Raw genomic sequence first — 26,232 nt, 5'->3', positions numbered from 1 at the left:
AACGCCTACAACGCGGCGACCAACGCCTCCAACTCGCTCACGACGTCGCCGTCGAGCTTGACCGCCGCGCGCGCGTCCCACGGCGTCGGCCCCTGTGTGATCACCGCGACCGCCCCGCCGTTCTGCCGCGTCACGCCTGGCAGCTGGGCGATCGGGTGGACCTCCAGCGACGACCCGATGCACAACAGGACGTCGGCGCCCGCGGCCAAGGCGTAGGACTCCTCCAGCGCGCCTTGCGGCAGCCACTCGCCGAAGAGCACCACGTCGGGCTTCAGCGGCTCGCCGCAGTCGCAGTGCGGGACCGAGATCTCCGACTCCTCCAGCCGCCGCCGCACATCGGCGATCGGATACGCAAGACCGCACGTCAGGCACGACGACGTGTCGATCGACCCATGGACCTCAACTAGGTTCTGCGTCCCCGCCCGGCGGTGCAGACGGTCGATGTTCTGGGTGATGACCGCGTCGAGCTTCCCGCGCGCCTCCATCTCCACCAGCGCCCGGTGCGCGCCATTGGGCTCCTTGTCCTCCAGCGTCTGGAAGCGGTTGCCGTAGAAGTGCCAGAAGCGCTCGGGGTCGGCGCGCCACGCGTCGATGTGCGCGACCTCCATCGGGTTGACGTTCTCCCACAGCCCGGTCCCGGGCGAGCGGAAGTCGGGGATCCCGGACGGCACCGAGATCCCCGCGCCCGTCAGCGCGACGACCGACCCCGCGTCCCGGACCAGGGACGCGAGGCGGTCGATCCGCTCAGCGGTGCTCAGCGGCCCTTCCACTCCGGCTTCCGCTTGCCGAGGAAGGCGCCAATGCCCTCCTTGGCGTCCTCGCTTCCGAAGACGCGCGCGAACGCGGCCTTCTCCTTCTCGATGCCCTCGTCCAGGTCGCCCGCCGCGCTGACCTGCTTGACCTCGGCCAGCGCCAGCGGCGCGGCCTCGCCGAGCTTGCGCGCCCACGCCAGCGCCGTGTCGAGCAGCTCGTGGTCGGGGACCGAGCGGTTGACCAGGCCGAACTCGTAGGCCTCGTCGGCGCCGACGGGATCGCCGATCAGGTTCATCTCCAAGGCCTTGTTCTCGCCGACCAGGCGCGGCAGGCGCTGCGTGCCGCCGAAGCCGGGGATGATCCCCAACTTGATCTCCGGCTGGCCGAAGATCGCCGACTGCGCGGCGATCCGCACGTCGCAGGCCATCGCCAGCTCGCAGCCGCCGCCGAACGCCAGGCCGTTGACCGCGGCGATCGTCGCCACGCCTTTGGTCTCCAGCTCGCGGAACAGCGCGTGCGCGGAGTGGATCAGCTCGGCGCCGCTGGCCTCATCGAGCGTGGTGAAGGCCTTGATGTCGGCGCCCGCGCTGAACAGGAACGGGTTGGACGAGGCGATCACCAGCGAGCGGACGCCGTCAGCCTGGACCTTGTCCCACACCTTGCGCAGGTCCTCGATGACCTTCGGCGCGATCGAGTTCATCTGGCCGTTGGCCAGCCATGCGATCGCGATGTCGCCGCGCGACTCCAGCTTGATCACCGCGTCGTCGCCCGCGGGCTGCTCGGCGTCGGGTTGCGGGTAGGCGTAGAAGCCCTGGCCGGACTTCTGACCCAGGCGGCCCTGGGCGACCAAGCGCTTCAGGATGGTCGGCGGCGCGAAGCGCTCGCCCCACTTCTCCTCGGCCGTCTCCAGTCGCTCGAGGATCGAGTCGAGGCCCTCGATGTCGGCCTTCAAGAACGGCGGCAGCAGACCGCGGCGGGGATCGAGGCCGGCACCGGCCATCATCCCGAAGTCGATGTCGCGGTGGCTGGCAACGTTCTCCTCCAACACGCTCGCGGCCTCCACGAACGTCTTGAGCACCAGCTTCTCGACCAACTCCTCCACGTTGGGATCGGCGTCGCCCTCGAGGTTCGCGTTGCCCTCGGTGTCGTAGAAGCCGTTGCCGCCGGTCTTGGCCCCCAACTTGCCGTCGGCGACGAGCTTGGACATGCCCTCGGGGACGTAGAAGCGATCGCCGTAGGACTCGGCGAGGTGCTCGGCGACGTGCAGCACCGTGTCCAGGCCGAGCAGGTTGATGAGGAAGTACGGGCCCATCGGGACGACGTTCGCCGCGCCGACGCCCTCGTCGATCTTCTTGATCGAGAGGCCCTGCTCCTCTTGGTCGCGCCAGATCTCCGCGATGCCGGAGTTGAGGATGCGGTTGACGACGAAGCCCGGCACCTCGGCGCAGGTGATCGGCTGCTTCTTGATGTTCTGCGCGAACGTCGTGGCGGCGTTGAGCGTCTCCGAGGAGGTGTCCTCGCCCTCGATGACCTCGATCAGCGGCATGACCGCGGCCGGGTAGAAGTAGTGGAAGCCGACGACCTTGTCCGGGCGCAGCGTCGCGTCGCCGATCTCGGTGATCGACAAGGACGAGGTGTTGGACGCGAGGATCGCGTGGCCAGGCGTGACCGCGTCGAGCTCGGAGAAGACCGCCTGCTTGATCTCCATGCGCTCGGGGACGGCCTCGATGACGAAGTCGACGTCGCCGAAGGACGAGTAGTCGGTCGCGCCCTCGATCAGCCCGACGATCCGGTCGACCTCGGCCGCCGCCTGCTCCTCGGTCAGTTTGCCCTTCTTGACCAGTCGGCTGATCTGCCCGGCGGTGACGTTGCGGGCCTCGGTGAGGCCGGCGTCCACGAACTCCTGCTTGACGTCCTTGAGGACGACGGGGATGCCGGAGGCGGCGATCGTCTGCGCGATCTGCCCGCCCATCGTCCCGGCGCCGACGACGGCGGCCTTGAACACGAACATGAGGTCTCGGGAACCCTTCTGGTTGGCGGCTTTGCGGGTGCTGCGGCGGTCAAGACTAGCCAGAACGGGTTAGTCGCGAAGCCCCGATCACCTGTGTGGGCCACCATCGCTGTGGCAGGGGTCACACATCCCTCGACAGCTGTCACAAGCGTGTCACAATGTCCTTGTCGCCAAATCCCCACCACCGGCGACGCAGGACCCCTCTCCCCCACCTCCCCAAGGATCCGAAATGACCCGTCGCTTCATCGACGCCGTCGGTCGCGCCCTCACGCGCACCGACCGCACCAACGACCCCCACTTCCACCAGGGCGCACAGGGCAACGTCGCCGCCTGCTTCCAGCACGGCTGCGACCGCCCCAAGCTCGGCGACTGACCCTCGCCGGAAGACGCAGCACCGAACACGACGCTCCTCCTCCAACACGGCCGTCGTCGCTCCGACCCAGCGACGGCGGCCGGCGTCGTTAAGCGCCCAGGTCCCCCGCCTCCAGCTCGTGCTGGAAGCGCTTCAGCGTCCGCTTGAGCGAGTCGCGCAGCGGGCGGCGTGCGAAGAAGTCGATGACCTGGCGCTGCGGTGGGTCCAGCTTGAGCGTGTAGTCGAGCAAGAGCACCACCTTGCAGCGCTCGCCGGCGGGGTGGAACTCGACGCGCTGGGTGCCGGTGATCTTGTCGTCCTCGATCTCCAGCGTCTGGCCGACGCGGGCCTCGTGGGTGATGACGCGCTCCTGGACGCGGCCGCGGCCGTCGAGCTTGGCGTCCCAGACGACGCGCCCCGAGCGCGGCCACTCGCCTTCGACCTTGGCGACGTGCGCGAGGCCGTCGACGAACGTCGGCCACCGGGCCGTGTCGTACCACAGCTCCTCGGCGGCGCTGGCCAGCGCCGCCACCTCCACCTCGGCCTTCACGCGTCCCATGTACGGCGCAGTCTTACCAGCCCAGCGCGCGGCGGATGTCGTCCAGCGCCGCGGCGACGGCGTCCAACCGCGGCCCGACCGTCTCGGCCAGCCGCGCCTTCTCGGCGGCGCCCGCGTCGGTGAGGCGGTAGAAGCGGCGCGACCGGCGCTCGGGATGCTCCCACTCGCCGGCGACCAGGCCCTCGGCCTCCAGCCGCCGCAGGAGCGGGTACATCGTGTTGGGGTTGACCGCGATCAGCCCCCGCGACAGCGTCTCGATCCGCTCGATCAGCGCGCCGCCGTAGGACGGACCGTCGCCGAGGATCTGCAGGACCAGCAGCGGCAGCAGCCCCGCCCGCCGCAGCTCGCCCGCCAGCGGGTCGCTCGATCCGGCCCCGGAACCGCCAACGGCCCCGCGCGCAGCACCCAGCGGCGCCGCCTCAGCGACGGCCTCCTCGGTACGACGGCGGGACCCGGACATGGCTCTCAGCTTCCCACGCATGGCGGCGCATCATGCGCGCCACCACCACGGGAAGCTCGGCTTCCCACGCATGGCGGCGCATCATGCGCGCCACCACCACGGGAAGCTCGGCTTCCCACGCATGGCGGCGGGCCATGCGTGGGAGCCAAGCGATCGCTACTTCGTGCAGGCCGTTATCTTCGCCGAGTCCGTCCCGGCCGCGGTCAGGCAGGACGCCAGGTCGGTGGTCTTCGGCGCGGCGGTCCCGGCGGACGGCGCGGCCGTCTTGGGCGCGCTGCTCTCCAGGCCCTCCACGGCCTTCTCGGCGTTGTCGACCGCCGCGCGCGCCTGCTGGTCGGGGTTCGACAGGCCGGACCCGTCGAGCGCCGCGCGCCAGAAGCGCTGGTTGCTCAGGTACACGCTTACGCCCGGCTTGCCGGAGTCCGGCTGGATCGAGACGATGATGTGCGAGACGTCGTTGAGGCCGAGGTGCTCCTTGGCGGAGGCCTCGTTGGCCAGCTTCTCGACGACCTTCGTGTCGACGTCCTCGATCGGGAAGACGTTGTCCTGCAACTTGCCCGGGCCGGTCAGCGTGACCGGCAGCTCGTCGACGCGGCCGTTCTCCTGGATGCGGAACGAGCGGCCCTTGTCCTCGGAGCCGGTCGCGGCGTCGGCGACGACGTAGCCGGGGTAGATGTTCAACTGCAGGAGCTTGCCGTCGGCGCCGACCTCGGCGCGGACCTTGTCCAGCGACTTGGTCAGACGATCGGCGTGGAACTGGGACTTCGCGTCGCCGCCCTTGCGGTTGACCGAGTCGGTGGCGTTCTTGGCCGTCATGAGGCCCTTGGCGCCGAAGAAGAGGCCGACGGCGGCGCCGATGAGACCGAGGATGGTGAGAGAACGGAACATGATGCGGGGAGTGCTCCTGGGGAGAGGGGTTGGAGTTGTTGCCCCCTCTCTACGGCCCAGCATCAAAGGCCTTACGCACAACGACGACGGGCTGCCCTTTCGGACAGCCCGTCGTTCTGACACAAGCGGCGCGGACGCCGCGAGCTTGGTTTGATCGGTGGCCTAGGCCGTGGCGGCCGTGGGCTCCTCGATGCGGCGCGGCAGCAGCGTCTCGCGGGCGATGACCAGGCGCTGGATCTGCGACGTGCCTTCGTACAGCTGCATGATCTTGGCGTCGCGCATGAGCTTCTCGACCGGGTACTCCTTGATGAAGCCGTAGCCGCCGTAGACCTGCACGGCGTCCGTGGCGACTTCCATCGCGGAGTCGGCGGCGAAGCGCTTGGCGTGCGACGACTCGATCGTGTTGCGCATGCCGTTGTCGAGCAGGACGGCCGACTGCCAGGTGGCCAGGCGCGACATGTGGACCTTGGTCGCCATGTCGGCGATCATGAACTGGATCGCCTGGTGCATCGCGATCGGCACGCCGAACTGCACGCGCTCCTTGGAGTACTCGACCGCGAACTCCATGGCGGCGCGGGCGATGCCCGTCGCCATCGCGGCGACGCCCGGACGCGTGCGGTCCAGGGTCATCATCGCGACCTTGAAGCCCTTGTTCTCCTCGCCGAGGATGTGGTCGGCGGGGATCTCGGTCTCGTTGAACGTCACGGTCGCCGTGTTCGACGCCCGCTGGCCCATCTTGTCTTCCTTCTTGTCGATGACCACCGTCTCGTCACGGGGCACGACGAAGGCCGAGATGCCGCGATGGCCGGCGTCCGGGTCGGTCTTGGCGTAGACCGTGTACCAGTCGGCGTAGGTGCCGTTGGTGATGAAGCACTTCTGGCCCGTGATGACGTACTTGTCGCCCTTCTTCACGGCGCGCGTGCGCATCGAGGACACGTCGGAGCCGGCGCCCGGCTCGGTCAGGCAGAACGACGCGTACTTGAGCTCCTCGGCGAGCATGCCCAGGTACTTCTTCTTGATCTCCTCAGAACCCGCGAGGATGACCGGCGCGCTGGCCAGGCCGTTGGCGCCCAGCGACGTGGTGATGCCGGAGCAGCCCCAGGAGAGCTCCTCCTCGATCAGACAACCGTCGAGGTAGGACAGGCCCGGCCCGCCGTACTCCTCGGGGATGTGCGTGTTCATCAGCCCGACCTCGTGGGCCTTGGCGAAGACGTCGGACGGCCAGGTGCCCTCCTTGTCGTACTCCCAGGCCACGGAACGGATCTCCTTCTCCGCGAAGTCGTGGGCCAGCTCGCGAAGGGCCTTCTGCTCGTCGGTCAGCGTGAAGTCGACCATGGGGACTATCTCCTAGAAGAACGGGGGAGCGCACGCGGAGGCGACCGCGTGCGCCGGAGGCGATTGACTGGTCAGTCAATGACTGCTCGGAAGGGTAGCGGAACACCGGGTCGCGTCAAGCGACTCTAGACCGACGTCACAATGCGAACGGCATGCAGGACGCGTTCGTCTGGGTTTTGGTGGTCGTGCTCGCAGGAGCGGTGATCGCCGCGGCCTGGGCGGGGATCGCGTCGCGTGCGCCGTACGACCAGATCGGGCGCGGTGGGCTGTTCGAAGAGCCGGCGCCAAAGGCCGGCGGCGTGCAGACGGTCGTCGCCGCCGCCGAGCGCGACGCCGAGATCCGCCAGATGCTGGACGCCCGCAACGCCCGCCGGATCGCACGCGGCCAGGACCCCCTGGACGTCGAGGCCGAGCTGGCGCGGTTGCTCGCGAGCGCGACGCCGGCCGCCGCCGACCCGGCGCTGGTCGCCGAGGTCCGCCAGCTCGTCGAGGCCCGCAACGCGCGCCGCGCGCGGGCCGGGAAGGAGCCCCTGGACGTCGAAGCAGAGGTCGCCCGCCAGCTCCGCGAGCTGACGTGAGCTTGCCGCCGATCCGGCAAGTCCTATAAAACCCAAGCCATGGCCATGCGGCGCTTCGAGCTCGACGACCTCGTCAACCGTCCCGGGACGTATTTCAACCCGCAGACGGAGGTGCTGATCGTCGTCGACGACTCGCCCGACCTCGACAACGAGATCTTCGACCTCGAAGAGGCCGAGGGCGCCGACTGGGTGCTGATCTCCGACGAGGCGCCGGTCGACGAGCACACGCGCGATGACCTCATCGAGCGCTTCCAGGCGCGCCACAGCGCGGCGGCCACCGGGGACGACTCGGCCGAGCCTGATGAGCTGGACGACAGCGACGACTTCGACGGCTTCGAGGTCCAGGACCCCGACGAGGACGACCTCTAGGCCGTCCGGCCGCTAGGCGGTCGTACTGGTCCCGCCGGTCGTCGACGCGGCGGAGGTGTTGGTGGTGGCAGAGGTGCCGGACGTCGCGCCGGTGGTGGTGCCGGTCGACTTCGTGGCGTCCGTCGACGTCGTGGAATCGGTCGACGTGGAGGTCGTGTCCGTCGTGGACGCCGCCTTCTTGCCCACCTCGACGACGTGGCGGTCCTTGCCGCTGCCGTAGATGTGGAACTGGCGCCCGTCGCGCCAGACCAGGTCGAAGGCCTGCCCGCTGCGTGCGTTGCCGGACAGGTTGACGCACATCTCGTCGCGATCGCCGCCTTTGATGCGGCCGAACTGGTGGCCGTCGACCTTCGAGAGCTTCTCGCCCTTCTTCAGGTCGTCCTTGGCCTCCGCGAACAGCGCGTCGAACGACTTCTTGGTCGTGGTCGACGCTGGCGTCGTGGTCGTCGTCGCCGGGGTGGTGGTCGTCGCGGTGGTCGCGGTGGTCGCGTTGACGGACGTCATCTCCCCTTGGTGGTCGGACATCCGGCCACCTGGCTTTAGCGTCGCTACGTGCCGGCGAAGAGGAACGTCAGCCCGAGGACGACGTAGACGGCCAGGAGCTGAAGTCCCTCGAACCACGTCGACTCGCCCTCGTTGGTGACGTGGTTGGCGATCATCACCGCCAGGACCAGCGCGCCGACCTCGAAGCCGTTGAAGACCAGCGCCATCGGGTGCGGGCCGATGAAGAACGAGCAGAGCACCAGCAGCGGCGCCGCGAAGAGCGCGATCTGCGCCGAGGAGCCGATCGAGATGTTGACCGCGAGGTCCATCTGGTCCTTGCGCGCGACCAGGACCGCGACCCAGTGCTCGGCGGCGTTGCCGACGATCGCGACGACGATCACGCCGATGAAGAACTCCGACAGGCCAACGCCCTCAGCGGCCTCGGAGATCGAGCCGACGAGGATCTCCGACATCACGCCGACCGCCACGCCCGCGAGCGAGAGCATCACGATCGAGCGCTTGACCGTCCAGCCGCCCTCGTGCTCCTCGGCGTCCTCGCCGTGGTCGGGGTTGAAGAGGTCGCGGTGGGTCTTCAGCGAGAACAGCAGCCCGGCCGCGTAGGTCGCCATCAGCACGAGCGCGACGGCCAGCGACAGGTTCTCGACGTCGGACGGGTAGTCGACGATCTCGGCGCCCGGCAGCGGCAGCCCGTTGCCGGCGATCAGCTCGAAGATCGCAGGCATCACCAGCGCGACCGCGGCGAGCAGCAGCATCGCCGACTGGGTCGACGCGGCGGTGCGGTCGAACTTCTGGCGATCGCGGCCCAGGCCGCCGATGAACATCGACGCGCCGAGCACGAGCAGGATGTTGCCGAGCATCGAGCCGATCAGCGACGCCTTGACGACCTCGTGCAGCCCGGCGTTCAGCGCGAAGAGCGCGATGATGATCTCGGGCGCGTTGCCGAAGGTGACGTTCAACAGCCCGCCGATGCCCGGCCCGGACTTGTGCGCCAGCTCCTCGGTCGCGCGGCCCATCAGCGCCGCGGTCGGGATGACGCCGCCGGCCGAGACGAAGAAGATCGCGATCGGCGACGCCCCGATGACGTCGAGGATGATCGCGAGCGGGATCAGCGGGACCAGCAGGTACGGCCAGCCCGCGCCGCTGGTCAGGAAGGAGCGCAGCTGCACGCGGGGCAGACTACTTGTTCAGGTACTGGGCGCAGTCCTGAACCGCGGCGAGGTCCGACCCCGCGTCGTTCAGGCACTGCTGGTACTCGGCCTGCGGATCGGTGGCCGACGGCGTCGCGCTGGTCGCGGCGCCGCTGCCGGCGTCCGCCCCGGAGCTGTCCGGCGTCGTCGTGGTCGACGGCGTCGCGCTGCTGGCCGAGCCGAGCAGCCCGCTCTGCTGCAACACGCTGCGCAGCTGCGCGATCGGCTTGACGTCGGCGGGCTTGAGGATCTTCTGCTGCTGGTTGAGCTGGGCGATCGAGAGCGTCAGGTTGATGTGCCCGGAGGTCATCCCGTTGGCCTGGTCCTCGAGCTCCTCGGGCACGTCGACCTCAATCGCGACCGCGACCTTGCGCAGCGTGTGATCCGACGTCCCGGTCCAGACGTCGACCTTGGCCGACTTGACCGACTTGGCGATCAGCTCGCGCTGCTCGGCGCTCAGCTGCGTCGGGACGTCGGTGCCGGTCGCTGCCGCCGCGCCCGCGGTCACCGACTTGGCCTTGCCCAGCAGCGTCGAGACGTCGGTCAGCAGCTTGGGGACGTCGACGCCTGAGGCGAGGTGGACGGTCGGCGTGCCCGCGACGTCCTCCTCCCCCACCTTCTTGGGATCGGACAGCCAGCGGATCGGCTCGACCCCGAGCGCCGACAGCGACGACGTGTTGGCCGGCGCCGACGACGAGGCGGCGGCCTCCTGCTTGGCCTTCTCGTAGCCCTTCTTGAACGCGTTGTAGGTGTCCTTGCCGAGGTCGAAGGCCTGGCCCTCGAGCGACAGGTAGCCACCGCCCTGGGCGAAGACCGCGCCGATCGTCAACGGCTGCTCGCCGCCGAAGTCGACGTCGAGCGCGAAGTCCGGGAGCTTGTTGCCGCCGTTTGACTGAAACGGCCCGTTGAGGTGCAGGTTCAGCGGCGTGCCGAGGACCGCCCAGCCCTTCAGGTCGACGTCGAGCGTCGCGTCCACGCGGCCGCTGCGGATCTGGTGGCCCTGGCCGAACGTGTCCTTCAGCAGCGCGGACGCGTCGCTCGACGAGCCGCCACCGCCGCCCGAGGACGACGAGCCGCCACCGCACGCCGAAGCGGTCAGGGCGATGACGGTGAGGAGCAGAACGGCGAGGCGGGACGGCTTCATGGCAAGGGATGCTGCGCGGGGCGACGGCGAGCCAACGTAGCATCGGGTGGGTGCTGCGCACGCTGGTTGCCGCCCTGCTCGCCGCCGCCTTGCTGCTCCCTGCGAGCGCCACGGCGAAAGGCCCGACCGTGCGCGGGGAGATCGCCCGGCTGGCGCAGAAGGGCGAGATCGTCCCCGAGCAGGCGACCGCCTGGCGCGCCGATTACGACAACGCGCAGGCAACGCTGAAGAAGCTCCACGGCACCCGCTTTCGCGAGCTGCGGGCGGTCGTCGTCAACGTCAACGACGCCGCGCGGCGCCACCAGTTCACGCCCTCGCGCCTGCCCGCGATGTTCATGACCTTGCGCCGCAACCGCGACTGGTGGGCGGCCAAGCCGCTGCCCCACGGGGGCCAGCGCACCTCCTTTGCCCCGAGCCAGCTCGTCTGGCAGTACTACCCCGGCCAGGGCTGGCAGATCCAGTGGCTGGCGACGTTCGGGATCGCCAACGCCTTGTGGTCCTACGGCGGCAAGGACGACGAGCTGCGCCGCCTGCTCGACGAGGCCCTGACCTACGCGACGCAGCGCGCGGGCGGGATCGCCTTCGAGTACCTGTTCAAGTTCGACGGCGGCACGCCGCCGTGGGTCAGCGGCCTGGCGCAGGGCACGGGCCTGTCGGCGCTCTCGCGCGGCGCGGTGCGGCTGAAGTCCCCGCGCTACTTCGACGCCGCGCGCCAGGCGCTCGGGATCTTCAAGACGCCGCCGCCGACCGGCGTGCGCTACACCCGCTCGACCGGCGTCCACTACCTCCAGTACTCCTACGCGCCCACGCTGCGGATCGCCAACGGCTTCACGCAGGCGCTCAACGGCCTTCACGACTTTGCAGCGCTCGCCAACGATGAACAGGGCCGGACGCTGTTTGCCAGCGGCGAGCGCGAGCTGCGTCACGAGCTGCCGCAGTTCGACACGGGCGCCTGGTCGCTCTACTCCAAGCCGGGCAGCGAGTCCGACCTCGGCTACCACAAGGTGTTGCGCGACTTCGTCCAGAACCTCTGCGACCGCCTCACCAAGGCGGGCGACGATCCCAGCCCCAAGCTCTACTGCTCGACCGCCGCGCGGTTCACCAAGGACTTGACCACGCCGCCGAAGGTCACCTTCAAGCTGCCGAAGAAGCCGCGGGCCAAGCAGACCATCACCGTCCGCTTCACGCTGGACAAGATCTCCACCGTGACGCTCACCGCGACCCGCAAGGGCAAGGTGGTGTACTCGGTCACGCGCCGCTACGCCCACGGTCGCCACACGCTGAAGCTGACGCCATCGGCAGCGGGCGCGCTCACGCTCCGCGCCACCTCGGTCGACCTCGCGGGCAACGCGGGCTCCGACCAGGCGGTCTTGCGCGTCAAGGCCGTCCCCAAGAAGAAGACCCCGAAGAAGAAGCACGCCGAGAAGGATTAGGGTTCGGCTCTTGAGCCAAGCCCCGCGCACGATCCTCTACACGGGCAAGGGCGGCGTCGGCAAGACGTCGGTCGCCGCCGCGACCGCGCGGCGGTGCGCGGCGGCGGGGCTGCGGACGGTGGTGCTCTCCACCGACCCCGCGCACTCGCTGAGCGACTCGTTCGAGACCCCGCTCGGCTCCGAGCCCGTTCAGGTCGGCGACCTGCTGTGGGGCCAGGAGGTCTCAGCCCAGGAGGAGATGGAGCGCAACTGGGCCGGGGTGCAGGACTGGCTCGGCGACCTGCTGATCGCCCGCGGCGTGGACCGGATCAGCGCCGAGGAGCTGACGGTCCCGCCCGGCCTAGACGAGCTCTTCAGCCTGCTGGCGATCAAGCGCCACCACGAGTCCGGCGAATACGACGCGGTGATCGTCGACTGCGCGCCGACCGGCGAGACGCTACGGCTGCTGTCGTTCCCGGACGTCGCGCGCTGGTGGCTGGACAAGGTCTTCCCGCAGCAGGGCCGGATCCTCGACGCGGCGCGGCCGTTTGCCCGCGCGGTGCTCGACGTGTCGCTGCCGGGCGCCGAGGTCTTCGACGACGTCCAGCGCCTGGTCCGCAACCTAATTGCCATGAACGAGATCCTCCGCGACCACGAGCGCGTCTCGATCCGGTTGGTGATGACCCCTGACCGGATGGTCGTCGACGAGGCGCGGCGTACGTTCACCTACCTCAACTTGTACGGGTACCTGACGGACGCGATCGTCGTCAACCGCGTGTTCGGCGCCGAGGTCGGCGACTACTTCGGCCCGTGGCGCGCGCGCCAGCAGGAGCAGCTCGAAGCGGTCCGCGACGCGTTCGCGCCGGTGCCGGTCCTCCAGGCGCCGTACTTCGAGGAGGAGGTCGTCGGCACCGCGATGCTCGACCGCCTCGGCGACGCGCTGTTTGCCAGCGACGACGACGCCCCGTCCGCCCACGCGCTGCACCACCACAGCGTCTCCGAACGCCTCGAGCTCGGCGCCGACGGCGCGACCCTGCGCCTGGAGCTGCCGTTCGCCTCGCGCGGCGATCTGTCGCTCAAGCGCCTCGGATCGGAGTTGATCGTCCGCGTCGACGGGTACAAGCGCACCCTCTTGCTGCCGCCCGCCCTCGACGACCTCCAGCCCTCCGGCGCCACCTTCGAGGACGGCGCGTTGACCATCGCCTTCCATGCCTGAGCCCGCCGAGCCCACCCGGATCGACGAACTGCGCGCCCGCCTGCGCGACACGCAGGAGGCGGCCACGCGTCTGGCCGAAGAGATCCCGCACACCCCGCCGCAGGCCCAGGCCCAGGCCGCCGCAGCGGACGAGATCGGCGCCCTGGTCAGCGTCCTGCGCACGCTGCGCGACGCGGTCCCCGAGGACCTCTGGGAGCAGATCCGCGAGATCGTCCGCCAGCTGCTGCTGCTCCTGCGCGCACTACTGGACCTGATCGTGGAGCGGATGGGCGACGAGCCCAACGGCGCTCCGGGCGCGCGGCGCCCAGGCGGGGGCTCTGGCCTCCAGGACATCCCGATCGCCTGATGGCGATCCGCCCGCGCGCCTACAATCGGGCCGAGATGGCCGCGGAGGCTCCAGCATGATCGGGCGCGTGCGGCGTGCCTTCGGGGTCTTGGCGCCCGAGCAGCGGTACGCGGGCGCGGCGGCCCTCGGGCTGTTCGTGACGATGTTCCTGCCCTGGTACACGCGGGACACGACCGCGGTCGTCAGCGGCCGGCTGCAGACGGTCGGCTCGACGCTGATGGCCTGGAAGGCGTTCTCGTTCGTCGAGGCGGCGATCCTGCTGGTCGCCGTCGGCGTGCTCGCGCTGCTGTTCGCGCGCGGCGAGAAGAAGGCGTTTCACCTGCCGGGCGGCGACGGGCTCGTGATCTTCGCCGCCGGCGCGTGGGTCGCGCTGCTGGTCTTCTACCGGCTGATCGACAACAAGACCGGCGCGACGTCGGACTTCCAGAAGGTCGACTACGGCGTCTCGTGGGGCATCTTCGTGACGTTGCTGTGCGGCGTGGCGCTGGCGATCACCGGCCAGCGGATCCGCCAGGTGAACGTGCCCGAGCCGCCGCTGCCCGGCGAGGGCCCGGGCGATGCCGCCGCGCCGACGGTCGTCGACCGGCGCCCAGCCGCGGCGGACGCGCCGACCACGACGGTGCCGGCCCAGTCGCGCGCCGAGCGCACCCGCGAAGAGCGCGAGGCCGAGCGGCGCGCGCGAGAGGCGCGCCGTCGCGGGGAGACCGGCGAGACCGCGGTCTTGCCCGCCGCACCGACGACGACGCGCGCGCCCGAGGCCGCGCCGACCGAGCGTGGCCCGGCCCGCCCGGAGATCGACGGCGGCACGCAGCTCTCCTTCGACGAGCAGGAGTAACACGCGGCGACTACGCGGCGTCCCGGCCGGGAACGCCTCAGTACATGCTTCTACGACGCCGCCGCGAGCCGGTCGATGACACGGGCGAGGTCATCGTCGAGCACGGTCCCTCCCTCGCCAAGGGCCCCGCGCTGATCGCGGGCGCGATCCTGGTGGCCTTCGGGCTGCTCGGTCTGCTGGAGAACAACGACTTCCCGAGCTTCTCGGCGTCGTTCCCCGACGGCGACGTCCAGGGCACCACGTTCCTGGGCATCGAGGTCAACGGCTGGACCTGCTTCTTCTCGATCACGGCCGGCGCGCTGCTGATGTTCGGCGCCGCCCAGCATCACCTCGCCAAGATGATGTCCTTGATCGTCGGCCTGGCGCTCGCCGCCTGCGCGGTGATCGCGATCATCGACGGCGACGTCCTCGGCCTCGCCGCCGCGAACTTCTGGACCAAGCTCGGCTTCGCCATCGCCGGCGGCGCCATGCTGCTCAACGCGCTGATGCCGCGCGTGACGCGCCGCCGCGAGGTCGGCACGACCACGACGACGACCGACCGGGAACGCGACCGCGACGTCGTCGGCGACGACGACGAGGTCGCACCCCGTCGCCGCTTCCGCCGCCCCGGCCCCGCCGAGGACGCGCCTGCCGCCGCCGCGACCGACGAGCCGCGCACGGCCGTCGTCGACCGCGACCCGGCGCACGACGACGAACCGCGCACCACGCCGCACCACCGCGTCTAGGCGATCTACGCGATCTCCGGGTCCGAGCCCGCCAGCTTGGCCACGATCCGGTCGAGCGCCTCGAGGTCCTCTGTCGGCAGCGCCAGGAGGGCCTCGGGGGGCAGGTAGAGCACCTCCTGGGCTTTCTTGGCCGCCTTCTTGCCCGCCGCCGTCACGCGAACGAGCTTCGCCCGGCGGTCGGTGGGGTGCGGCTCCCGGCGCACGTAGCCGCGCTTCTCCAGGTCGTCGACGATCACGCTCACGTACGGCGCGTCGATCGCCAGCAGCGTGGCCAGCTGGCGCCCCGTGCGCGGCTCGATCGCCGTGTACAGCAAGGCCTTGACGCGGGTGAAGCTCATCCCCAGCGCGTCGCTGACCGCGGGTCGCCGGTCCCGTCGGCGCACGAGCGAGGAGAGCTCGGTCCAGACCCGGCGCGCGATCTCGTCGTCGTCGCCCGGTCCGGTCACGCCGCCACCATCGGCTGATCGAGCCGCTGCGCGGTCGCGTCCGCCGTGCGCCGCGCCCAGCGCGTCGTCGACCCGAAGCCGAGCGCCACGACCACCGTGCCGGCCGCGACCAGGATCCACCAGCCCGTCGCGCTGGAGCCCGGCAGCGCGCCGTGCAGCGTCGCGCCGACGATCGCGACGCCGAGCGACTGCCCAACCTGCCGCGACGTCGAGGCGACCGCCGCCGCCACACCGGCCTGCGCGGGCGGCATGCCGCTGACCGCGGTGTTGGTGATCGGCGGGTTGATGACCCCGAAGCCGATCCCGAAGACCACGTAGGCCGCGATGATCCACCCGATCGACGTCGTCGGGCTCAGCCCGGTCAGCATCAGCGCGCTGACCAAGATGCCCAGCCCGCCGACGACAAGCGGCGCGCGCGTCCCGTAGCTCCCGACGAACCGCCCTGACAGCGGTCCGCCGACGACGGCCATCGCCGCCATCGGCAGCGTCAACAGGCCCGCGTGGATCGGGCTGAAGCCCCGCACGTCCTGAAGGTAGATCGTGTTCATGAACAAGAAGCCGGCCAGCGCGGCGAAGGCGCAGATCGCGATCAGCGTCGCGCCGCTGAACGGCGCGCTGCCGAAGAAGCGCAGTTCTATCAGCGGCTCCTCGCGGCGCGGCTCGTAGAGCACGAGCGCCGCGAGCGCGACGGCCGCCACCACGTAGAACACGGGCGCGCTCTCGATGATCCCGTACACCAACGTCGACAGCAGGACGATCACCAGCACCTGCCCGACGGGGTCGACGCGGCGCCCGTGCGCAGCGCGCGACTCGGGCACGTAACGCGCGGTCAGCGCGATCGCCGCCAGCCCGACCGGGATGTTCACCAGGAAGATCGCGCGCCAGGACGCCTCGACCAGCACGCCACCGAGCACCGGGCCGAGCGCCATGCTGATGCCGACCACCGCGCCCCACACGCCGATCGCCTGCGCGCGCTCGCGCGGGTCCTCGAAGGTGTTGCGGATGATCGACATGGCCACCGGGTTGAGCATCGAGCCGCCGATCGCCTGGAGCACGCGGAAGGCGATCAGCCACTCGACGCTCGGCGCCAGCGAGCAGGCCAGCGACCCGACGGTGAAGACCGCCAGCCCGACCTGGAAGACGCGGACGCGGCCGAGCCGGTCGGCGGTCGACCCGGCGAGCATGAGCAGCGCCGCGAGGACCAGGGTGTAGGCGTCGATCGTCCACTGCAACTGCGACACGGACGCGTCGAGGTCGTGCCGGATGGAGGGCAGCGCGACGTTGACGATCGTGTTGTCCAGCCCGACGATGAACAGGCTGATGCAGCAGATGAGCAGGACGCGCGTGCGCCCACGCCGGTCGAGATCCGTTATAGCCACACAATGGTTATAGCACCACAACTATCGTGCCCCGAGCGACGGCGTCCGACGACGGGGCGGGCGGGTCCTACTTCACGTCGATCGGGCCGCTGTCCTGGTAGCTGCCGTACGCGCCGATGATCAGCAGCGCGGTCGACAGGAACAGCAGCGCGATCCCGATCCCGACGATCTTCTGGTCTTTGAAGATGTGGCCCATCAGCGTCAAGACGACGCTGAAGGCCATCAGCGCGTAGATCGGCGTGGCGGAGATGGCGCCGAGGATCACGCGCGGGAGCCTCGCAGATCGCGGGCTTCGTAGACTCCCATGCCCATGTCGGTCGAGCCCTCCTCTGTCACAGACGTCCACGCGGGCCTGCGCGCCACGGGCTACCTGCCCGCCGAGTCCACGGCGCTGGTCTCCTACCTGTCGGCCAAGCTCGGCAAGCCGATCCTCGTCGAGGGTCCCGCGGGCGTCGGCAAGACCGAGCTCGCCAAGGCCCTCGCGAAGTACCTGGGCCGCGAGCTGGTGCGCCTGCAGTGCTACGAGGGGCTCGACGAGGCCAAGGCCCTCTACGAGTGGAACTACCGCAAGCAGCTGCTGCGGATCCAGGCCGAACGCCAAGGCACGGGCTGGGACGACGTCCAGGACGACATCTTCGGCGAGGAGTTCCTGCTGGAGCGCCCGCTGATGACCGCGATCGCCTCTCCGGAGCCGGTCGTCCTGTTGATCGACGAGATCGACAAGACCGATCAGGAGTTCGAGGCCATGCTGCTGGAGGTCCTCTCGGACTTCCAGATCACGATCCCCGAGCTGGGGACGATCGCGGCCAAGTCGCACCCGATCGTGCTGTTGACCTCCAACAACACGCGCGAGCTGACCGAGGCGCTCAAGCGCCGCTGTCTGTACTTGTGGATGGACTACCCGGACCTCGAGCACGAGCTGGAGATCGTCCGCCTCCACACGCCGGACCTGCCGGAGGCCGTCGGGCGCAAGCTCGTCGAGGTCATCTCCCAGGTCCGCGACCTCGACCTCAAGAAGCCGCCGTCGATCGCCGAGTCGATCGACTGGGCGCGCGCGCTGCTGCTGCTTGGCGCGCAGGACATCGACTCCAAGGTGTTCACCGAGACGATGTCGGTGATCGTCAAGCACCGCACCGACCTGGACATCGTCACCGAGCGCGTCGCGGCCAAGCTCGGCAGCGGGCTGGGAGTCAGTGCCGGCGCTTCCTCATAGGAACGCGCGCCGCGCGGGCGTGCACGGGACGGTCAAGCTCGACCGTCCCGGGATGGCCGGGCGCCTGCTCGAGTTCGGCGAGGAGCTGCGCGGCGAGGGCGTGGCGATCGGAACGTCGGAGCTTTTGGATGCCTTCGCGGCGCTGCAGCACGTGCCGTGGACCGAGCAGGTCGACTTCCGCGAGGCGCTGGCCGCGACGCTGGCCAAGTCCCAGGACGACCGCCGCGTCTTCGAGCTGGTCTTCGACCGCTTCTTCTTCCGCGCCGCTGAGCTGGCCGCGATCGAGGAGGGCATCCGCGAGCAGGGCGGCATCTCCCCCGACGAGGCCGGCACGCTCGACATGGACGAGCTGCGCCGCCAGGTCGCTGAGGCGGTCCGCGACGGCAACGAGGCGCTGATGCGCGACCTCGCGCGGCTGGCGATCGCGGCGTTCGGGCGCCAGGGCGAGGGCTCGGGTGTGATCGGCGTCGACGTGCAGCGGATCCGCAGGTCTTTGGCGCTGCGCACCGACCCGCAGCCCGACCTGCCGCCGGAGGACCCGCGGCGCGACGGGCTGCCGCGCGACGAGATCCGGCGCTTCGAGGCGCTGCTGCGCCAGGAGCTGGAGCGGTCGCAGATCGAGCGGACCGAGCAGCTGTCGCCGGCGCGGCCCTTGAACGAGCTGGACCGCGCGCTGCCGTCAGGCCCGTTGCAGGACCTGGCCGCGGTCCATCGCGTGGTCGCGCAGCTCAAGCGGCGGTTGAAGACGCAGGGCAACGAGCAGCGCGGGCACCGGCGCCACGCGGCGGTCGACATGCGCAAGACGATGCGCGCCTCCTTGGAGTTCGGCGGCGTGCCCGCGGTCATCAAGGAGAAGCCCAAGCGGCCACGGCGCCCCGAGATCTACGTGTTGTGCGACGTGTCGACGAGCGTGACGAGCGCCTCAGTTTTCTTCTTGTCCGTGTTGCACGCGCTGCACGACTCGTTTCGCAAGATGCGCTCGTTCGTGTTCATCGAGCGGATCTCCGAGGTCTCGGAGATCTTCGCCAAGGAGCGCGACTTCAAGGCCGTGAGCGAGGCGATCGCCCGGGATTCCGGCGTCGCCGACATCAGCGGCTACACCGACTACGGCCGCGTCTGGACCGAGTTCCGCGAGCTGGTCGAGGACGACCTGCACCCGCGCGCGACCGTGATCGTGCTCGGCGATGCGCGCACCAACGGCCGCGACCCGCGCGCCGACATCTTCGCCAAGATCTCCGCCAAGGCCGGCCGCACCTTCTGGCTCAACCCCGAGCCGCGGTTGTACTGGAACTACGGGGATAGCGTCATCAGCGCCTACGAGCAGTACTGCGACGCCTACGAGTGCTGGACGACCCAGCAGCTCGAGGACTTCGTGAAGGCGTTGACGCAGCCGATCCGGCACTGACCGCCGCGGTTCCGGCTCGGGCCGGGTTGGGTATCGGGGAGCCATGCTCCGCCGTGCGCCTTCGCGCCTCGTCCTGGTGGCGGCCCTCGCCGTCGCCTGCTTCCTGCCCGGCTCTGTCGCCTCCGCCGTCCAGGGAACGCGCTACCACGAGGGCGTCAGCGGCACCGCGGGCGTCGTCGCCACCGAGTCGCCGGCGGCGGCGCGCGTCGGGCGCGCGGTGCTCGCACGCGGCGGCAACGCGATCGACGCCGCGGTGGCGACGGTCTTTGCCCTGGGCGTCGCGCGACCGCAGTCGTGCGGGATCGGCGGCGGCGGGTTCATGGTGTACCGGTCGCCTGATGGCAAGGTGCGCGCGCTGGACTTCCGCGAGACGGCACCGGCGGCGATCAAGGCCGATACCTTCGCTGGGCCGGGGCTGCACAAGACGTTCACGGGGCACTTGACGGTCGGCGTGCCGGGGACGCTGGCGGGGATGGCGTCCGCGCTGGACCGCTTCGGGACGCTCTCGCTGCGCGACGCGCTCGCGCCCGCGGCCAAGATCGCCAACGACGGCTTCCGGGTGCCGACGTCGCTGAGCGGTGCGATGGCGCGGCGCGCCAAGGACATCGCCTTGTTCCCGGCGACGGCGGCGCAGTACCTCAAGAACGGGGCGCCGTACGCGCCGGGCGACCTGCTCGTGCAGCCGGACCTGGCCAAGTCCTTGCGGTTGATCCAGGACAAGGGCATCAGCGCGCTCTACGGCGGCGAGCTGGCGCGCGCGATCGTGCGCGACATGCGCGCGCCGCGGCCGGAGACCAAGGACGCCGGGTTGCTCACCGTCAAGGACTTCGCGGCCTACAAGCCGCTCTGGCGCACCGCGCTGCACACGACCTACCGCGGGCGCGACGTCTACGCCGCGCCGCCGGCCACCAGCGGCGGCCAGACGATGATCGAGATGTTGAACATCTTGGAGGGCTTCGACCTGAAGGCCATGGGCGCGGGCAGCGCGCAGGCGGTGACGGCGATCAGCGAGGCCCAGAAGATCGCCTGGGCCGACCGCGGCGCCTACCTCGCCGACCCGGCCTTCGTGGCGCAGCCGATCGCCCAGTTGGTCTCCAAGGACTACGCCGCCCAGCGCCGGGCGGAGATCGACCTGACGCGCGCGAAGACCTACGCGCCGGGCGTCTTCCCGTCTGGCGCGGCCGTGGCGCGCCGCGCGGGCGAGGACTTCAACGAGCACGGGTCCACGACCCACGTCAGCGTGATCGACGCCAAGGGCGGCGCGGTGGCCGTCACGTGCACGATCGAGCAGGAGTTCGGCTCCACGGTGATCGCGCCCGGGACCGGGTTCTTGTTGAACAACGAGCTGACCGACTTCTCCGGCCCGGGCACCGCCAACCAGCCCGTGCCCGGCAAGCGCCCGCGTTCGAGCATCAACCCCACCATCGTGGTCCAGGGCAAGGCCCCCGTGTTGGTCGCCGGCGCCGCCGGCGGCTCCACCATCATCATGGGCCCGACCCTCGCCGTCATCGACACCATCGACTTCGGCATGACCCTCCCTCAAGCCGTCGACGCCGAGCGCTTCGATGACCAGGGCACCAACAAGCTCACCATCGAGGACACCCGCTTCTCTCCCGACGTCCTGAACGCCCTCACCACCACCGGCTACACGCTCTCCAAGTCCGGCGAGTACGGCCCCGTCCCGCGCATGCAACTTGCCGGCCTCGCCCCCGGCCCCTCCGGCCTCGCCACCGCCGTCTCCGACTCCCGCTCGGACCGCGGCTCGCTCGCGGTGCCTACGTCCGCGCCGCCGAAGTAGCCAGCGCCATCCACAGCCACTCGGCTCTGGCGCGTGCCGGGCCGCTCCGCTTACGGTAAGAACTACTCACTCTCACCTTTCACGGAGCGAACCTTCTATGCGTATGCCTCTTCTCGCCGCCGCCGCGAGCCTCGCCGCGCTCGTCTTGCCGGCCGCCGCCACCGCATCGAACGTGAACTTCCAGTTCGGTGGCGCAACTTCCACTACTACGCTCTCCGGATACGGAACTGGCACGCTGACTCTGCACGACGGCGCCAGCAACCATGCAGGTAATCGTTCGTTCTGCTCGGCAGAGGAAGGACCCTGCCATTCGCTCGCGCTCGACGGGGATAACGACTACACGGAGGGGCGTAGCTCGGGGTTCACTTCCGCCTCCGACGGCGACTTCAGCGTGTCCGTCTGGGCGCGCAGCACGGGTTGGGGCTTCAGCTGGCAGCCGCTTGTCTTCGTGGACGACGACACGTATGGCACGTACAGCTGGGCGATCTACGGGACGACGAACGACAGCGGCACCGTTCACGCCTACATCAGGATGCGCGACGGGGCGACTTTGGAGACGCTCGACCTCTACGACACGCCTCGCAACACGCTCTCCAACGGAGCGTGGCACCACGTCGGGCTGATCGTCGACGGCAACCAGGCGTCGCTCTACTTCGATGGAGCGCTCGCCGATACGCAAACGTCCTCGCTCGCGACTGGAAAGGTAAACGTCGCGGCAGACCACCTCTTCGTGGGCGGCGACACCTACTTCTCGTCGGAGAAGTTTGACGGGTTCATCGACGACCTGTGGCTGTTCAACGAGGCGATCAGCGCCGGGGACATGACTGATCTCGGCATGACTGGATGACCTCGTCCGGCGCCGCGCTCCGATAGCCTCGGCAGCTACAACTACAGGGGGGCTCGCGGACGCGGGCTGAGATAGCGCCCAGGAGGCCGGCGCTGACCCTTCGAACCTGGTCGGGGTAATGCCCGCGGAGGGAGCGATGGCGACGAGGCTCGAGGCTCCGGAGGTGGAGCTGGGCGACGCGACAAGCGAGGTGCGGCTGGAAGGCGTGACCCGCCGGTTCGGTGCGGTCGTGGCGCTGGACGGCGTCTCGCTGGCGGTCGCTGCGGGTGAAGTCGTCGCGGTCGTGGGCGCGTCAGGCTCCGGGAAGTCGACGCTGCTGGAGCTGGTGTGCGGGCTGCAAACGCCCGACGCCGGGTCGGTGCGCGCCGGCCGCGCGGTGCTTATGCCCCAGCGAGACCTGCTGCTGCCGTGGCTCGATGCACGCGACAACGCGGCGCTGCCGCTGCGCCTGGCGGGCGTCGACAAGGACGAGGCCCGCACCCGCGCGCACGCCCTCCTCACTCGCCTCGGCCTGGACGGCTTCGAGCGCGCCCGCACGTGGCAGCTCTCCGGCGGCATGCGCCAGCGTGTCGCGGTCGCGCGCACGCTGCTGGCCGGCGCGCCGATCCTGTGCCTCGACGAGCCGTTCGGCGCGCTGGACGCGATCACGCGCGCGGACGCGCAGGCGTGGCTGGCGGAGACCCTCCAGCAAGAGCCGCGCACGACGCTCCTGGTCACCCACGACGTCGAGGAGGCCGCGCTGCTCGCCGACCGCGTCGTCGTGCTCTCTCCCCGTCCGGGCCACGTCGTCGCGACGATCGCCGGCCCGCCGCTTCCCCGACCGCGCGTCCCGACCGATCCGGCCGTCGTCGCCGTCCGCGCCGAGGCCATGGAGGCGCTGCGATCCTCGCCGCGCTGATCATCATCATCTTGCTCGGCGCGTGGGAGCTCTACGCGCGCCTGGGCCCGGTCGATGACTTCATCCTGCCCGCGCCGGACCAGGTCGCGTCGTCGCTGTGGCATGACCGCGGACTGTTGTTCGACAACTTGCTCGTCACGGCGCAGGAGATGCTGCTCGGGCTGCTGCTGGCGTTGATCGCCGGCGCCGCGCTCGCGCTGCTGCTGCATCGCTTCGCCGCGGCCCGCAAAGCCCTCTACCCCCTGCTCGTAGGCACCCAGGCGATCCCGATCGTCACGATCGCGCCGCTCCTGGCCGCCTGGTTCGGCTACGGCCTGCTGCCCAAGCTCGTGATCGTCGCGCTCGTCTGCTTCTTCCCGATCGTCGTCACGACGCTCGACGGCCTGCGCGCCGTCGACCCCGAGCAGCACAAGCTGATGCGCACGCTCAACGCGACGCCGGGCCAGACGCTGCGCTGGGTCGAGCTGCCGACCGCGCTGCCCGCCGCGCTGAGCGGCGCCAAGATCGCGGTCGCCGTCGGCGGCATCGCCGCCGTGTTCGCCGAGTACGCCGGCTCCGAGGACGGCCTCGGCCACCTCCTGCTGCAGTCGATCCCGCAGCTGGAGACCGCGCGCGCCTGGGCCGCGGTCGCCGTCCTCGCCGCCCTCGCCGTCTTCTGCTTCGCTCTTCTCGCCCTCGCCGAGCGCCGCCTGGCGCCGTGGGCCCACCGACCAAAGGACCCCGACACGTGATCCGCCGCCGCACCGCCCCCGCCCGCCTCGCCGTCGTCGTGCTCCTCCTCGCCGCGCTCGCGCTCTCCGCCTGCGGGTCCAAGAAGGACGTCACGACCACGACGGGCAGCTCGGCGCGCATCGACCTCGTCCTCGACTACCTCCCCAACGCCGACCACGCGCCGATCTACGCCGCGCAGGCGATCGGCGCGTTCAAGGCCGCCGGCCTCGACGTCCGGATCCGCGTCCCCTCCGATCCGGCCGCGCCGCTGAAGCTCGTGCAGTCCGGCCAGGCCGACGTCGCGATCTCCTATGAGCCCGAGCTGCTGCTCGCCCGCGACAAGGGCGCGCGCGTGGCCGCGATCGGCGCCCTGGTGCAGAAGCCGCTCACGTCCATCATGTCGCTCGACAAGGACTTCAAGAGCGTCAAGGACCTCAAGAACGCCAAGGTCGGGACCGCGGGCATCCCGTACCAGACGGCCTACCTGAAGACGATCGCGCAGGCCAACGGCGTCGACGCCTCCTCGATCTCCGAGATCAACGTGGGGTTCAACCTCGTGCCGAGCATGTTGTCCAAGAAGGTCGACGCCACGCTCGGCGCGTTCTGGAACGTCGAGGGCGTCCAGCTCCAGCGCCAGCACAAGGACCCCACGATCATCAAGATGGACCAGGTCGGCGTCCCGACCTACCAGGAGCTGGTCTTCGTCGCCAACATGGACCGGCTACGCGAGAAGGGCTACGGCGCCGTCATGCGCCGCTTTATGCAGGCGGTCTCGCGCGGCGCCAAGGCGGTCAAGGCCGACCCGGCGGTCGGTGCCGACGCGCTCGTCAAGGCCGACTCCAGCCTCGACCGCGGCCTTCAGCTCGCGGCGGTCAAGGCGACGCTCCCGGTCTTCTTCCCCGAGGACACCAACTTCCCGTTCGGCTACATGAACGCTGACGAGTGGAAGATCTACGGGCAGTGGATGGTGGACAACAAGCTCGTGACCACGCTGCCGACGCCGACGTCGCTGACCAACGAGTTCCTGCCCGGCCGGGGGATCTAGAGGGCAGGCGATGGCGTCCGAGGTCGTCCACATGGTGGCCTTCGCCGACGGGCCCAGCGGCGGGAACCCGTGCCCGGTGGTCCTGGACGCCGACGACTGGACGACCGACCTGATGCAGGCCGCCGCGGCGGGCTTTGGCCACGAGACGTGCTTCGTGCTGGCGCCCGACGACCCGGACGCCGCCGACGTCCGCTACCGCTACTTCGTCCCCAACCACGAGATGGAGATGTGCGTGCACGCGACGGTCGCGGCGACCGTGCTGCGCGGGCGGGACGGGGTGACCCGCGTGCAGACGCCGCTCGGCGTGCGGGAGGTCCGCGTGGACGGCGACCGCGCGATCGTCGAGCAGTTCCCGCCGGCGTTCGGGCCGTGGGTGGACGACCTCGCGCCGGTCGTCGCCGCGCTGGGCGGCGTGGAGCCGGCAGGCCGCGTGCGCGCAGCGTCGACGTCGCGCGCCAAGCTGATGGTGCCGGTCGCCGACGAGCAGACGCTCGACGCGCTGAGGCCCGACGTCGAGGCGCTGTGGGCCGCCTGCGAGGCGCTCGACGTGACCGGCTTCTACCCCTACGCCTTGCTCGACGGCGACGGTGCCGGCGACGCGGCCGCCCGCCAGTTCCCCTTGCGCGCGGGTTACGACGAGGACCCCGCGACCGGCGTCGCCGCCTGCGCGCTGGCCGCTCATCTCGCGGACCTCGCCGCGACCGACGGCCGCCACGCGTTCACGATCCTCCAGGGCCGGGCGCTGGGCCGCCCGTCGCGGATCGAGGCCGAGGCGATTCGCGCCGACGGCGCGATCACCGCCACACGCGTCGGCGGCCGCGCGACGCGCGCCCGCGGCACCGCCGCCTAGGCCGCCGCGGCGAAGCGCGTGGCGGCGCCGCCGCCCGTGGCCTTGACGCCCAGCGCGTGCAGGCCGGCCAGCCCCATCCACCCCGTGTAGGGCGCGAAGGCTTCGAGGACCTCCTCCTCGGTCGCCCGCGCCGAAGGGCGACCGCCGGCGGCCGCACGGCCGATCAGCTTCATGTAGGCCAGGTCGCCGGCGGGCAACGCGTCCAGGCGCCCCTGGCCGTGCAGCGCGAGCACCGCGATCGTCCAGGAGCCGATCCCGGAGATCCGCCGCAGCCGCGCCCAGCCGGCCTCCTCATCGCCGGCGGCGCACCGCAGCGCGCAGCGGCCCGCGGCCACCTCCCGCGAAGCCTTCACCAACGCCAAGGCCCGTGATCCCGCCAACCCCAGCGCCTGGAGCTCCGCGGGCGCGCAGCCCGCCAGCGTCGCCGCGGAGGGCAGGTCGCGCAACGTCCGCGACCCGTCCCACGACGGCGCCCGCCGCCCCATGCGCCACACGATCGCGCGCTCGATCTCCGCCGCGCGCTCGTACTCGATCAGCTGCTCACAGATCGCCCACGCCAGCGCCTCGAACGGCTCCACGCGCCGCACCGGCCGCAGATGCGGCCGCAACCGCACCGACGGCCCGATCCACGGGTCATCGCGGAACCGGTCGTAGAACTCCCGCAGCGTCTCGTCCACCCCGAACGCGACGCGCACCTGCGCGATCGCCTCCTCGCAGACGTCCACCGCGCCACCCCGCGCGCCGATCACCACCAGGTCAGAGGACGGCTGCCCCGCCCGGACCACCACCGGCACGCCTTCGACGTGCACCAACCGCTCCCACACCCCACCGCGCACCGACGCGATCCCATCCATCCCACCCGCACCGGGCAACCGGAACGGCCAGACAGGATGGATCTCACGGCGAACCTCGATCATGCGCGGGCCGGAGGGTACGCCGTCGGGCGGATGCGCGGAGGGCGGCGCG

At 70.5% G+C, this 26,232-nt stretch carries 29 protein-coding genes and 1 riboswitch; of the genes, 16 read left to right on the top strand and 13 right to left on the bottom strand.

What is annotated here, in order from left to right:
- Positions 1–5: 5 nt before the first annotated feature.
- Both ACT01A_RS21425 and ACT01A_RS21420 read right to left on the bottom strand, forming a co-directional pair.
- Positions 6–770 (bottom strand): SIR2 family NAD-dependent protein deacylase, encoded by a 765-nt coding sequence (locus ACT01A_RS21425; RefSeq protein ID WP_445149132.1) that lies wholly within the window; start codon positions 768–770, stop codon positions 6–8.
- Complete coding sequence (locus ACT01A_RS21420; protein WP_445149131.1) at positions 755–2,764, bottom strand: enoyl-CoA hydratase-related protein; 2,010 nt, start codon at positions 2,762–2,764, stop codon at positions 755–757. The genes ACT01A_RS21425 and ACT01A_RS21420 overlap by 16 nt, the downstream gene beginning before the upstream one ends.
- 229 nt (positions 2,765–2,993) lie before the next feature.
- On the opposite strand from ACT01A_RS21420, the gene ACT01A_RS21415 reads away from it, so the two are divergent.
- Positions 2,994–3,137 carry a hypothetical protein gene (locus ACT01A_RS21415; RefSeq protein WP_445149130.1) on the top strand — a complete coding sequence of 48 codons (144 nt, stop codon included), beginning with the start codon at positions 2,994–2,996 and terminating at the stop codon, positions 3,135–3,137.
- An 88-nt stretch (positions 3,138–3,225) separates the two neighbouring features.
- Here the strand turns inward: ACT01A_RS21415 and ACT01A_RS21410 are convergent, their stop codons facing one another.
- The 4 genes from ACT01A_RS21410 to ACT01A_RS21395 form a co-directional block, all read right to left on the bottom strand.
- Positions 3,226–3,666 carry an SRPBCC family protein gene (locus ACT01A_RS21410; protein ID WP_445149129.1) on the bottom strand — a complete coding sequence of 147 codons (441 nt, stop codon included), beginning with the start codon at positions 3,664–3,666 and terminating at the stop codon, positions 3,226–3,228.
- Between the two features lie 22 nt (positions 3,667–3,688).
- Positions 3,689–4,135, bottom strand: coding sequence for a PadR family transcriptional regulator (locus ACT01A_RS21405; RefSeq protein WP_445149128.1), 447 nt, complete (start codon positions 4,133–4,135; stop codon positions 3,689–3,691).
- 156 nt (positions 4,136–4,291) lie between these two features.
- Complete coding sequence (locus ACT01A_RS21400; RefSeq protein ID WP_445149127.1) at positions 4,292–5,023, bottom strand: hypothetical protein; 732 nt, start codon at positions 5,021–5,023, stop codon at positions 4,292–4,294.
- A 162-nt stretch (positions 5,024–5,185) separates the two neighbouring features.
- A complete protein-coding gene (locus ACT01A_RS21395) occupies positions 5,186–6,358 on the bottom strand; it encodes an acyl-CoA dehydrogenase family protein (protein WP_445149126.1) in 1,173 nt (390 codons plus the stop codon).
- Between the two features lie 152 nt (positions 6,359–6,510).
- Here ACT01A_RS21395 and ACT01A_RS21390 point away from each other — a divergent pair, with 152 nt between their 5' ends.
- The gene (locus ACT01A_RS21390; protein WP_445149125.1) at positions 6,511–6,936 is read left to right on the top strand and encodes a hypothetical protein; all 426 of its coding nucleotides are present in this window, start codon (positions 6,511–6,513) and stop codon (positions 6,934–6,936) included.
- Positions 6,937–6,975: 39 nt separating this feature from the next.
- Positions 6,976–7,305, top strand: coding sequence for a hypothetical protein (locus tag ACT01A_RS21385; protein WP_445149124.1), 330 nt, complete (start codon positions 6,976–6,978; stop codon positions 7,303–7,305).
- A gap of 12 nt (positions 7,306–7,317) precedes the next feature.
- Here ACT01A_RS21385 and ACT01A_RS21380 read toward each other — a convergent pair whose 3' ends face one another.
- Genes ACT01A_RS21380 through ACT01A_RS21370 form a run of 3 tightly spaced genes read right to left on the bottom strand, consistent with a single transcriptional unit; the run spans position 7,318 to position 10,140 of the window.
- Positions 7,318–7,809, bottom strand: coding sequence for a hypothetical protein (locus tag ACT01A_RS21380; protein ID WP_445149123.1), 492 nt, complete (start codon positions 7,807–7,809; stop codon positions 7,318–7,320).
- Between the two features lie 44 nt (positions 7,810–7,853).
- Complete coding sequence (cax, locus tag ACT01A_RS21375; RefSeq protein WP_445149122.1) at positions 7,854–8,975, bottom strand: calcium/proton exchanger; 1,122 nt, start codon at positions 8,973–8,975, stop codon at positions 7,854–7,856.
- A gap of 10 nt (positions 8,976–8,985) precedes the next feature.
- On the bottom strand, positions 8,986–10,140 hold the full coding sequence (locus tag ACT01A_RS21370) for a hypothetical protein (RefSeq protein WP_445149121.1): 1,155 nt from the start codon (positions 10,138–10,140) through the stop codon (positions 8,986–8,988).
- A 50-nt stretch (positions 10,141–10,190) separates the two neighbouring features.
- On the opposite strand from ACT01A_RS21370, the gene ACT01A_RS21365 reads away from it, so the two are divergent.
- From ACT01A_RS21365 to ACT01A_RS21345, 5 genes are read left to right on the top strand one after another with little or no spacing between them, the layout of a single operon-like run.
- Complete coding sequence (locus ACT01A_RS21365) at positions 10,191–11,573, top strand: D-glucuronyl C5-epimerase family protein (protein ID WP_445149120.1); 1,383 nt, start codon at positions 10,191–10,193, stop codon at positions 11,571–11,573.
- A gap of 10 nt (positions 11,574–11,583) precedes the next feature.
- Positions 11,584–12,768: an ArsA family ATPase gene (locus tag ACT01A_RS21360; RefSeq protein ID WP_445149119.1), complete on the top strand. Its 1,185-nt coding sequence runs from the start codon at positions 11,584–11,586 to the stop codon at positions 12,766–12,768.
- Positions 12,761–13,114 (top strand): hypothetical protein, encoded by a 354-nt coding sequence (locus tag ACT01A_RS21355; RefSeq protein WP_445149118.1) that lies wholly within the window; start codon positions 12,761–12,763, stop codon positions 13,112–13,114. The genes ACT01A_RS21360 and ACT01A_RS21355 overlap by 8 nt, the downstream gene beginning before the upstream one ends.
- Before the next feature lie 55 nt (positions 13,115–13,169).
- Positions 13,170–13,949 carry a hypothetical protein gene (locus ACT01A_RS21350; protein WP_445149117.1) on the top strand — a complete coding sequence of 260 codons (780 nt, stop codon included), beginning with the start codon at positions 13,170–13,172 and terminating at the stop codon, positions 13,947–13,949.
- Positions 13,950–13,993: 44 nt separating this feature from the next.
- Complete coding sequence (locus ACT01A_RS21345) at positions 13,994–14,674, top strand: DUF4383 domain-containing protein (RefSeq protein ID WP_445149116.1); 681 nt, start codon at positions 13,994–13,996, stop codon at positions 14,672–14,674.
- A 5-nt stretch (positions 14,675–14,679) separates the two neighbouring features.
- Here the strand turns inward: ACT01A_RS21345 and ACT01A_RS21340 are convergent, their stop codons facing one another.
- From ACT01A_RS21340 to ACT01A_RS21330, 3 genes are all read right to left on the bottom strand, one after another.
- Positions 14,680–15,120, bottom strand: a complete 441-nt coding sequence (locus ACT01A_RS21340) for a MarR family winged helix-turn-helix transcriptional regulator (protein WP_445149115.1) — start codon at positions 15,118–15,120, stop codon at positions 14,680–14,682.
- A complete protein-coding gene (locus ACT01A_RS21335) occupies positions 15,117–16,493 on the bottom strand; it encodes an MFS transporter (protein WP_445152854.1) in 1,377 nt (458 codons plus the stop codon). The genes ACT01A_RS21340 and ACT01A_RS21335 overlap by 4 nt, the downstream gene beginning before the upstream one ends.
- Before the next feature lie 73 nt (positions 16,494–16,566).
- The gene (locus ACT01A_RS21330) at positions 16,567–16,764 is read right to left on the bottom strand and encodes a hypothetical protein (RefSeq protein WP_445149114.1); all 198 of its coding nucleotides are present in this window, start codon (positions 16,762–16,764) and stop codon (positions 16,567–16,569) included.
- 45 nt (positions 16,765–16,809) lie between these two features.
- Between ACT01A_RS21330 and ACT01A_RS21325 the strand changes: the two genes are divergently transcribed.
- The 8 genes from ACT01A_RS21325 (at position 16,810) to ACT01A_RS21290 (ending at position 25,266) form a co-directional block, all read left to right on the top strand.
- Positions 16,810–17,712 (top strand): AAA family ATPase, encoded by a 903-nt coding sequence (locus tag ACT01A_RS21325; protein WP_445149113.1) that lies wholly within the window; start codon positions 16,810–16,812, stop codon positions 17,710–17,712.
- 19 nt (positions 17,713–17,731) lie between these two features.
- Positions 17,732–19,117, top strand: coding sequence for a VWA domain-containing protein (locus tag ACT01A_RS21320; protein ID WP_445149112.1), 1,386 nt, complete (start codon positions 17,732–17,734; stop codon positions 19,115–19,117).
- A gap of 43 nt (positions 19,118–19,160) precedes the next feature.
- On the top strand, positions 19,161–20,915 hold the full coding sequence (gene ggt / locus ACT01A_RS21315) for a gamma-glutamyltransferase (protein WP_445149111.1): 1,755 nt from the start codon (positions 19,161–19,163) through the stop codon (positions 20,913–20,915).
- 103 nt (positions 20,916–21,018) lie between these two features.
- Positions 21,019–21,762: a LamG domain-containing protein gene (locus tag ACT01A_RS21310; RefSeq protein WP_445149110.1), complete on the top strand. Its 744-nt coding sequence runs from the start codon at positions 21,019–21,021 to the stop codon at positions 21,760–21,762.
- A gap of 35 nt (positions 21,763–21,797) precedes the next feature.
- A riboswitch (TPP riboswitch) is annotated at positions 21,798–21,912 on the top strand.
- The gene (locus ACT01A_RS21305) at positions 21,899–22,660 is read left to right on the top strand and encodes an ABC transporter ATP-binding protein (protein WP_445149109.1); all 762 of its coding nucleotides are present in this window, start codon (positions 21,899–21,901) and stop codon (positions 22,658–22,660) included. (Overlaps the previous riboswitch by 14 nt.)
- A gap of 11 nt (positions 22,661–22,671) precedes the next feature.
- Entirely contained in the window at positions 22,672–23,391 is a 720-nt protein-coding gene (locus ACT01A_RS21300) for an ABC transporter permease (RefSeq protein WP_445149108.1), read from the top strand.
- Complete coding sequence (locus ACT01A_RS21295; RefSeq protein ID WP_445149107.1) at positions 23,388–24,416, top strand: ABC transporter substrate-binding protein; 1,029 nt, start codon at positions 23,388–23,390, stop codon at positions 24,414–24,416. The genes ACT01A_RS21300 and ACT01A_RS21295 overlap by 4 nt, the downstream gene beginning before the upstream one ends.
- A 10-nt stretch (positions 24,417–24,426) precedes the next feature.
- Positions 24,427–25,266, top strand: coding sequence for a PhzF family phenazine biosynthesis protein (locus ACT01A_RS21290; protein ID WP_445149106.1), 840 nt, complete (start codon positions 24,427–24,429; stop codon positions 25,264–25,266).
- Here ACT01A_RS21290 and ACT01A_RS21285 read toward each other — a convergent pair.
- Positions 25,263–26,183 carry a DNA-3-methyladenine glycosylase family protein gene (locus ACT01A_RS21285; protein ID WP_445149105.1) on the bottom strand — a complete coding sequence of 307 codons (921 nt, stop codon included), beginning with the start codon at positions 26,181–26,183 and terminating at the stop codon, positions 25,263–25,265. The two genes, ACT01A_RS21290 and ACT01A_RS21285, sit on opposite strands and share 4 nt — an antisense overlap.
- Positions 26,184–26,232 lie beyond the last annotated feature (49 nt).

It is taken from the genome of Baekduia sp. Peel2402 (genome assembly GCF_052567285.1).
The sequence above is the reverse complement of the archived record's forward strand: the minus strand, read 5'-3'. Positions and strand labels throughout refer to the sequence as shown.